Source organism: Dysgonomonas sp. Shenzhen-Wh21 (assembly GCF_043392705.1).
Classification (GTDB): Bacteria; Bacteroidota; Bacteroidia; order Bacteroidales; family Dysgonomonadaceae; genus Dysgonomonas.
Genome location: NZ_JAIXHZ010000140.1, coordinates 1 through 9,063, shown reverse-complemented (window position 1 = coordinate 9,063; position 9,063 = coordinate 1). Strand labels below are relative to the sequence as shown.

Genomic DNA, 9,063 nt, shown 5'->3' with positions numbered 1-9,063 from the left:
CAACCATCTCAGGCCTATTGAAATATTTATTGATTCTGACTCGGAAAACACATTCTTTTCGGACGAAAATAACATCGAGCTTATAACCAAAATTCGAAATAGCACACCTGTCTGTATTTTCACAAAAGTGCAGGAAAAAACTTTGGCTCTTAATTATCTTCCTTATGACAGCTCAATACAACTAATAGGCTATATACTAGAAAACAAACAGAAGGCAGCAAATGACTCGATGGCATTCGATTACGCAACAATCCCCTTATTAATGGATTTGCCGGATAGAATGTGCATCGATAGCATAAACATACAAAATGGTAGCAAACCTGTAAGCGTAAAAATATTTCTAAACAAAAAGTTTTAAATTCGTGTTTATAAAAATATATTACAATTTATCAATTTAATAAAATAATTATGTCGGTATTAAAAGAATTAAAGGAGTTTATGATGCGTGGCAACGTAGTTGATATGGCTGTCGGTGTCATTGTAGGTGGAGCATTCGGCAAGATTGTATCATCGCTTGTAAGCGATATTATCATGCCTCCAATTGGAGTTGTACTTGGCGGTGTCAATTTTTCGGACCTGAAGGTAACGCTAAAAGATGCAGTAGGTGACGCAGCAGCTGTAACAATCAATTATGGTTCTTTTGTACAAACTGTTTTTGATTTTGTTATCATAGCCAGTGCTATATTTTTTGCTATCAAGGGTATCAATATGCTACAAAAGAAAAAAGAAGAAGCCCCTGCTACCCCTCCGGCTCCAACTAAAGAGGAAACGTTACTAACAGAAATCAGAGATTTATTGAAGGATCAAAATAAAAATTAAATATATACCTTTTATAAATTGAACTTAACAAACAAGCATTATGGTAAAGTATTTCCCTATTTTATTTATAGCGATGTCACTATTGTTCTCCAGTTGTGGCAGCGTACCTGTAACGGGACGTAAACAATTGAATCTGGTTTCCAACCAAGAGGTTCTTTCGTTGAGTTTACAGCAATATCAACAATTTATAAAATCTGCACCAATATCAACCGATAAGAAGAATACGGCATTGGTACAGAAAGTTGGTAGAAATATAGCGAATGCTGTTGAAACTTATCTGAAAAACAATGGTTATGCAGATGAATTAGCATCGTATGCATGGGAATTCAACCTCGTGAAGAGTGCTGATGTAAATGCTTTCTGCATGCCCGGTGGAAAAATTGTCGTATATGAAGGAATACTGCCTTACACTCAAGACGAAACAGGTCTGGCTGTTGTCTTAGGACATGAAGTCGCACATGCTGTAGCAAAACATGCAAATGAACGTATGAGCCAACAAATGATGACTGAATATGGTACAGCTGCAATAGGTACAGCTCTCGGAGGAACTTCTACCGGGGTACAACAAGCCGCTGCTGCAGCAATTGGGCTCGGTTCTCAATATGGAATTTTATTACCTTATTCGCGCAAACAAGAGTTAGAAGCTGATAAACTTGGTCTGATATTTATGGCAATGGCAGGATACAACCCGAGTCAGGCTGCTGCATTTTGGACTCGCATGTCGCAGCAAGGAAGTAGCACTCCTGAATTTATGAGTACTCACCCTTCAGACAACACACGTATCCAACAGATAGAGAAAGATTTGCCTGAAGCTATGAAATACTATAAAGGTGGAACAGGAGCAACGAATACAAATTCTTCAAAAACATCTAACAAATGGAAGTTCTAATTGAATAAAACTAAAACAGAAGAGGCTATTTCGTGTAAGAGGTAGTCTCTTTTATTTTAGAATTCCTTATAAAACGGAAAATCTGCAATATCTAATAGCGGTTTATCTCCGCTACTGTCGCCGTATACATATAACTGATAAGTATCTCTATAAGGATAAAGTTCCAGGAAACGTTTGACCTTCTCTACTCCGTAGCAATTTTCACCTTTGAACTTCCCTGTTATTACACCTTCTTTAACTTCAACCTCTGTACCGATAACGCTTTCAATACCGATTGATTGAGCCCAAGGCAAAATCCAATTATAAATAGATGCACTATTAATGAGAACTATATGCCCTTCTTGTTGATAAAACTTGACCTTATCGATTGCTTGTGATCTTAACGTCTGATTTATTCGATTCTTGTATTTTTCGCAAATAGCATTAAACCCCGATAATGTCTTTCCTTTAAAGAAATAAGAAAACAGCTATTACCTTCGATGAATTTGCATCTATCATTACCTAAAGAATTTTGTGATAACAAAGAAAGAAATAATCCATAAGATTATAATAATGCGGATAAAATTATCTTTGAGGAATATCAGTGTTGGATTACCACTCCTTTCTTCCACAAATATGATTTGTAAATATCGGAACAACCCTACAAACACAAAAAAGGAGGTGAGATAAAGATTATCTCCATTACGTACTGTTACTTCCGGCGAAATAGTATACATGATAAATGCCAAAAATATAGCAGATAGCGTAAAGCTTTCAGGTGTAAAGCTCAAGAGTAGGTTTGTAGAAAAAAATGCGAAAAATAATGTTATCAAATAAGCTACAGACCTTTTTATTTCAATGATCTCTCTCAGATATCGAAAAATATAAACGGAAGACATACTGATCATCGAGGAGGACAATAAAACAAAAAGGAGAGTTTTAGCCTTAAATGTAACTAAATATGCAAGTCCGTTGCCAATAAGAACAAAAGGGTAATAAAATAGCATCAGGAGAGGATGCCCGCTTATCTGTGTTCGTCCAAGCTTTAAGATTAAGGGGTTATCATAAGAAAAATAAATATCTGTTTCATACGACATATTATCTATCACAGATGTGCTTAATGCTATATATATCGAATAGGATAAATAAATTAATAACAGTATAAAGAATAGCAACTTCTCTTCTTTTTTCTGGGGCAAAAGGGCTTTCGATAAAATTTAAAATTAAAGAATTAGAATGTACAAGCTGTGTCAAAAATTTATTATTAAAATCTCATCTCTGTTGAGATAAGAAGTATAGTATCTTGTTTTGTTTATAAAATAATGGAGTTTCGTGATGAAGTTGCTTCAAAAAGAATCCTGCTAATCTCACGACTTGCAGGACCCCAACCTTAACACAAACTTTACAAAACTACACAATATATTTTTATTTATTTTTCTATCTTTTACGAAGCATTTATTTACCGCTGATCAATATTCTAAAACATACCTATCCGAGTGTCGAGCCTCGCCCTATATTCCGACGGAGACTGTCCTGTATGCTTTTTAAAGAATCTACCTAAAGAGGCTTGACTCGAAAAATGTGTATCCAATGTTATTTCCTGAATATTTAACGCTGTATTATTTAACAACGATTTTATCTCCAACAAAGTATATTCTACAATCCAGTCTTTGGCAGATCGGCCACTTACATCCTTTATTACCTTAGAAAGATACTTGGGTGTTATACCCAATTGCTTCGCATAAAAAGACATTTCTTTATTTTCGTGGTAATGTTTTAGTATTAAAAGAAAAAATTGATATGCCAAGTTCTCTTTCCTTGAATTAGGAGTCGCATTTATTGGCAATATGCTATTTTTAAAGCTATAATAAACATCCAAATAAAAAAGTCTTATTAAACTTACTATATATTCCCGCTGAAACATACAGTCTGACGTAAGAAATCTTTCATTAACAAGATTATAGTATTCAGAATACCGAGACATCTCATTCTTAGTCAGTTTGTAAAAGTGCTTTTGCCTCATATATATGAAGAATAGTGGCGAAAAGCGTGAAATACCACCTAGAATATCATCTGTTATTGTTTGGGAAAGTAAAAAATAATCAATTTTAAAGTCGTCGCTTTTATCTTTTACCGATATAGTCTGATTTGGCAATAAAACGATCATCTCTCCTTCTACAAAACGATGCTCTTCTTGACGCTGATGGACTTCGATAGTAATAGCTCCTTCATGACAAATACCAACTATACCAAAAGTCGTACAAAATGCTGAATGAGGAACTGGTAAAGAGTGAGCATTCTTATATAATTTAAATTCGTTCTCTAACGAATATCCAAGCTCGTTACTTTCCTTTTCTAGCATGACTTTAGTTTAGTTTTGTTATGTGTTATTTATCATGAAATATTGCTCTTAATATTTCACGGTGCAAATATAGAATTTAATTTCTTAATAGCGAAAATAAATGGACTTTTAGTATAATATTTATAATTATTTAAACCTTTACTCTTCACGTCTTCCTCTGATAGAGATTTTCTATTATTTTCGATCCTTTTTCTTCATTCATTGATAGTTTTAATAAAATATTCAATAACAGAGCATTAATACAAGAAAAAAGATATAATTGCTCTCGGTTGTATTAAACTGTAAGTCTACTAATCTTTAAACTCATTATTTTGATAAATAGTTATTTTTTTTTGAAGATAAACCCCCTGCAGAACCTGAATATATATTTAGAAAACCTCGTTTACACGAATATCATCATAGTGTTTCTATTTACTTTGTTAATCTTTTGAATGATACTAATCGATTAAATAACTCATAAAAAAACCGTCCTGAGACGGGCAATCTCAGGACGGTGAGAGGACAACCAAAGCAATCCTCATTTTCGGGAACTTTATAACTACCTTATAACAAGGCTTTGTCATATAGACAAATGTTTCACTAAAAATTATTATCAATATTTACATACCTTGCTAGATTATCATCAGTGTAAGAATGAATATATTATTCTATTTCAAGATTCTGATTATTTTATAATTATAATGCATAGTTAGTAAAGACTCGCTTCAATAACAATAGCATACAACTTTTTGGCACAGCACAAAACGCATAAAAACCTACATATAAAGAGATTAACCCCTTTCTTAAAACATTAAAATATGACTTTTTAAGGAATAAAAAAATGCTATAACTTTTAACTTATAGCATCATATATCTCTTTGATTGTAATTTACCCTTATATTCAGCCTGTGTATTATTTCATTTGATGTATTTTCATTTCCAAAAACTTAAAAAAATCATCCGCATAAAAATCATCATCTTCATTCATATAATCACGACAAAAGACTCTATACTCATTGCCATTTAGCCCGGGCTCAATTAAAAAATAATACAAAGCATCCCCCTCTCCTTCTTCCAAAATAGTCAATTCATTCTGAGATGTGGCGTTACTTATTATCTGAGACTTGTATAGATATAAAAGGCTATCTACATCTGCAATATTATAGTTTTCGGGAGGAGATACATATTTAATATATTCATCCTCTACTTTGAAGTATTCAAACTCCTGTGACCACCACTTATAGGAATCAGGTAAAGAAAATCCTAATTCTTGCTCCGTGTAGTCGATCCACTCTTCCTTTACTACACCCTTCTTTCCGTGTTTTATTTTATATTCATTAGCTCTAAATAACTCAAGGAACTTATGATACGCAGGGGTCATCTATACTAATTTTAATGGTTTGAGATACAGAATACATTTAGTTTAAAAGTTAACAAATGGCCAATTAAACTAATAATTCGACGTAAATATATTTACAAAGATACAATTCAAAATCAAATACGACCTTACTTGTCAGTAGCAAAATAAAACTTCCGAGATCAGAAACATTCTGCTATTAAATAGAAAAGGTATGCTTAAAGCATACCTTTTCTATTTAATTTTGTTTTCAATAATAGCCTAATTCATACTAAACTTATATCCTAAAGTCAATAGACCTTGGAATGAATTTGTCTTCAAAGAAGCTTTATCTGCTCCTGCAAAAGAATACAAATCTGCCTTTTGAGATTTCATTACAAAGGCAACATCTGTATAAAAGTAACCATTCGACCAATCAGCTTTACCTCTTCTTTCAGGAATAAATTGATACCCTAATCCATAAGTGATATAGTGAGTATCGGCATCGAATGCATATTGTGTAACAGGACGAGGATCTGTAGTAACCTCATTTCCATTATTCTTTATTTTTGAGTCAAAAGGACTTTGCACCCATGAATAACCTACACGACCAGAAAATTTGCTGGTAAAACGATATTCAAGACCAACACGTAAGGCTGATGCCATTTTGAAATCGTTTTTAATATATTCATTCGGATCCGGGGAAAATACTTTACTGTTACGATTAAACAGCTTCATATTATTCTTATAGTTTGTCAATTCATAGTCTGCACTTATGATAGCCTTTGTCCCTATAACTCCCGCCATACTAAATGTCCATTTATCGGGTGTACGCAATTTGTAATCAAAAACAGCATCTTCCCGCCCGTCGTAGCTCTTTACTGTTCCTGTTACATAATCGGGATCAAGACTAGAGCTAGATACTCCTGATAAATTATGACTCAAATCGGCAGCAAAATGATCTGTCATTTTATACCATGTTGGCGAGTGATAAGCAATACCTATACGGAATTCTTGAACCGGTTTTATTATAACTCCCGCTTTTACTTGCCAACCTGTTCCATCCGTTCTATTCCAATTATACAAATCAAATCTGCGATTATCTGCCAATGCACCATTTCCATCAGGCATATACTCTGTATATTGAGAATAGAGACGATAATTTATATCTGTCATAGAAATTGTAGCACCAATGCTCACGATATCAGAGAAAGAAGTTCCGATATTGAAATCATATGCACTAATATAACCTTTCTCTTCCACAAACAAATCATTGGAAACGTTGTTTGGTATTGCCGCACTATAGCCGTTCGAACCTTCATTTATCAAGAAAGAATTGTAGCCTAATACCGTCAACCAATCCTGACTGTCCCACACCCCCCAAAAGTCATTATCTTTTAGAGATAGGCGTGAAGCTGGAACTTCATTAAAATTAGCTCTACCAGCCATATAACCGGTAATAGATCGAGTATTATCGCCCATTACGGCATATTTCCTATCAAAGCTTTTTAAACGGTTATAAGAAAATCCAAAATTAAGAAAGGGAACTACATCATCATATAAAGGAAAAGTTCCCACAAAGGCTAAATTATCAAAAGCAAAAGTAAATTTATTTTCATTTTGCTTACCTATATTCAACTGACCTTGTGACTTTGTATTCTGAAAATTCATTGTTGTCACAATTTCAGACTTTTGATAAACTCCTATACCGGCAGGATTTATTGCGATACCGGAGATATCACCCCCCAGTGCACCAAATGCACCCCCCATAGCTACAGATCTTGCCGTACCGGTTAAATCATTCTTGGAAAATCTGTATGCATCCATTTCATTTTGAGCATAAACCATTCCTACCGAAAAGGCAACAGCAAGCATTAATAATGATAATTTTTTCATATTTCAATATTTTTATCTAACAGATGAAATTTGCATGTTTAAACTCTTTCGAAACGAAACATACACATTTCAGAGTATATTAAATGTTCTATTTTCTTATATTTTCCATAAAAAGCTGTTCCAATAACCACGTTTGTTGAAACAGCTTTTATATTTTTTATTATGATACGATTGTATTATCTGCGTCCACTACTACTTCTACCACCGCCGCCACTGTATGATCCTCCACCGGAAGAACGTCCCGAAGAAGAACTACCGGAGCTGTAAGACCCTGAGCTTCTTGAAGAAGAGCTACTAGAAGAACTACTACTATAACTTGGGCGCGAACTTGAAGAAGACGAACTGCTGCTATTATAGCTTGGACGGCTACTAGAAGAGCTACCACTGTTGTAACTTGGACGGCTGCTACTAGAAGAGCTCCTTGATGGGCTACTACTGTTATAGCTTGGCCTTGAAGAACTACGAGACGATCCACTATTATAACTTGGACGAGTACTGTTGGACGAACCACTATTGTAACTTGGACGGCTACTATTTGATGAACCGCTGTCATAACTTGGGCGTGTGCTCGGACGAGTACTTACATCGGATGAAGAACCTCTTCCCGAAGATGCTCCGCTATTGTAACTTGGACGAGTAGTAGGTCGTGTACTAATACCGCTTGACGATCCTCTACCTGTAGATGTTCCGCTATTGTAGCTTGGACGAGTAGCCGGACGGGTGTTCACACCGCTTGACGACCCTCTACCTGTACTATATGATGGACGAGTACTTACGTTACTTGATCCTCTACCCGAACTATATGATGGTCGAGTGCTTACACTAGAAGAAGACCCACGTCCTCCGCTATATGAAGAATATCTGCCGGAGTTATTATAACCGGAGTTATAGCGTCCTGAATTATTGTAAGCTGAATATCTGCCGCTTGAGCTATATCTAGGACGACCAGAATACGAATAGTTTGAACGATGATAATGTCCACCGCCATACCAGCCACCGCCGCCGTACCAGCCGGAATACCAGCCTCCATACCAAGGACTATTCCATCCCCAACCCCAAGAGCCATAGTACCAAGGTCTGCTCCAACCCCAGCCCCAAGAGCCATAGTACCAAGGATCATACCATCCCCATGCATAAGAAGGGGAATACCATGAATCGTACCAAGGATAATATCCATATCCACCCCAACCCCAGCCGAAGTTTACGTTAAAATTCCAACCTCGATTACGATAATAGTTGCTATATGTATCATTTACAACATATACATTAATCTCGTTATCACTAGAAATTTTAACACTATTAGCGGGATCATGGAATCTTACTATACGATCGGTATATTCATAATCCTTATATTCATCTGCGTTTGCAATAGAGTCGTCAGGCATCTGTGTTTGCTCGGCATCGTATACGCTTACATTACCTCTACGGTTATAAGCATCTACATCGATATTCACATTCCCTGTTCGCTCTAATGTTATATCCCCATTGTCTTTCACTACCAAAACCTGAGTTTGGTCTACTTGCTTTTGGGGAGCAGTAGTCTTTACTTTTACTTCTTTCTGTTTCGATTCTTTCGATTTAGAAGTAGCATATATGTCATCCCATTCCTGAGCAAAAGCCAAGAACGGTATAGCTGACACGAGAATCATTAGAAACATTTTTTTAGCTTTCATAATCTGCTCTCCTATAATTATTATTTACTAATTTAGTTTTGTATTCACTTACTGTACAATATACTTTCATGTATATATCTTAGACTAAACAATCGTCAAAAGGTTTAAAACTTACAGTAAGTGAATACAA

The 9,063-nt window shown here is 35.2% G+C and carries 8 protein-coding genes and 1 pseudogene; 3 read left to right on the top strand and 6 right to left on the bottom strand.

What is annotated here, in order from left to right; translation table 11 throughout:
- The 3 genes and pseudogenes from LDB17_RS09505 to LDB17_RS09495 form a co-directional block, all read left to right on the top strand.
- Positions 1 to 358: pseudogene (locus LDB17_RS09505) on the top strand (hypothetical protein); the annotation flags it as partial.
- 50 nt (positions 359 to 408) lie between these two features.
- Positions 409 to 819, top strand: coding sequence for a large-conductance mechanosensitive channel protein MscL (mscL, locus tag LDB17_RS09500; RefSeq protein ID WP_252636477.1), 411 nt, complete (start codon positions 409 to 411; stop codon positions 817 to 819).
- A gap of 40 nt (positions 820 to 859) precedes the next feature.
- Positions 860 to 1,708 (top strand): M48 family metallopeptidase, encoded by an 849-nt coding sequence (locus LDB17_RS09495; RefSeq protein ID WP_135104043.1) that lies wholly within the window; start codon positions 860 to 862, stop codon positions 1,706 to 1,708.
- A 56-nt stretch (positions 1,709 to 1,764) separates the two neighbouring features.
- Here LDB17_RS09495 and LDB17_RS09490 read toward each other — a convergent pair whose 3' ends face one another.
- From LDB17_RS09490 to LDB17_RS09465, 6 genes are all read right to left on the bottom strand, one after another.
- On the bottom strand, positions 1,765 to 2,175 hold the full coding sequence (locus tag LDB17_RS09490; protein WP_289781672.1) for an HAD-IB family hydrolase: 411 nt from the start codon (positions 2,173 to 2,175) through the stop codon (positions 1,765 to 1,767).
- 30 nt (positions 2,176 to 2,205) lie between these two features.
- The gene (locus LDB17_RS09485; protein ID WP_289781667.1) at positions 2,206 to 2,862 is read right to left on the bottom strand and encodes a DUF6080 domain-containing protein; all 657 of its coding nucleotides are present in this window, start codon (positions 2,860 to 2,862) and stop codon (positions 2,206 to 2,208) included.
- Positions 2,863 to 3,164: 302 nt separating this feature from the next.
- Positions 3,165 to 4,049 (bottom strand): helix-turn-helix domain-containing protein, encoded by an 885-nt coding sequence (locus LDB17_RS09480; protein ID WP_252636479.1) that lies wholly within the window; start codon positions 4,047 to 4,049, stop codon positions 3,165 to 3,167.
- Positions 4,050 to 4,941: 892 nt separating this feature from the next.
- Positions 4,942 to 5,409, bottom strand: coding sequence for an SMI1/KNR4 family protein (locus LDB17_RS09475; protein ID WP_252636480.1), 468 nt, complete (start codon positions 5,407 to 5,409; stop codon positions 4,942 to 4,944).
- Positions 5,410 to 5,646: 237 nt separating this feature from the next.
- Positions 5,647 to 7,260, bottom strand: coding sequence for an OmpP1/FadL family transporter (locus LDB17_RS09470; RefSeq protein ID WP_252636481.1), 1,614 nt, complete (start codon positions 7,258 to 7,260; stop codon positions 5,647 to 5,649).
- Positions 7,261 to 7,436: 176 nt separating this feature from the next.
- Positions 7,437 to 8,933, bottom strand: coding sequence for a hypothetical protein (locus tag LDB17_RS09465; protein WP_252636482.1), 1,497 nt, complete (start codon positions 8,931 to 8,933; stop codon positions 7,437 to 7,439).
- Positions 8,934 to 9,063 lie beyond the last annotated feature (130 nt).

Coding starts and splice junctions, on each gene's coding strand:
- mscL (WP_252636477.1), top strand. CDS start 409: ATGTCGGTATTAAAAGAATTAAAGGAGTTTATGATGCGTGGCAACGTA.
- LDB17_RS09495 (WP_135104043.1), top strand. CDS start 860: ATGGTAAAGTATTTCCCTATTTTATTTATAGCGATGTCACTATTGTTC.
- LDB17_RS09480 (WP_252636479.1), bottom strand. CDS start 4,049: ATGCTAGAAAAGGAAAGTAACGAGCTTGGATATTCGTTAGAGAACGAA.
- LDB17_RS09475 (WP_252636480.1), bottom strand. CDS start 5,409: ATGACCCCTGCGTATCATAAGTTCCTTGAGTTATTTAGAGCTAATGAA.
- LDB17_RS09470 (WP_252636481.1), bottom strand. CDS start 7,260: ATGAAAAAATTATCATTATTAATGCTTGCTGTTGCCTTTTCGGTAGGA.
- LDB17_RS09465 (WP_252636482.1), bottom strand. CDS start 8,933: ATGAAAGCTAAAAAAATGTTTCTAATGATTCTCGTGTCAGCTATACCG.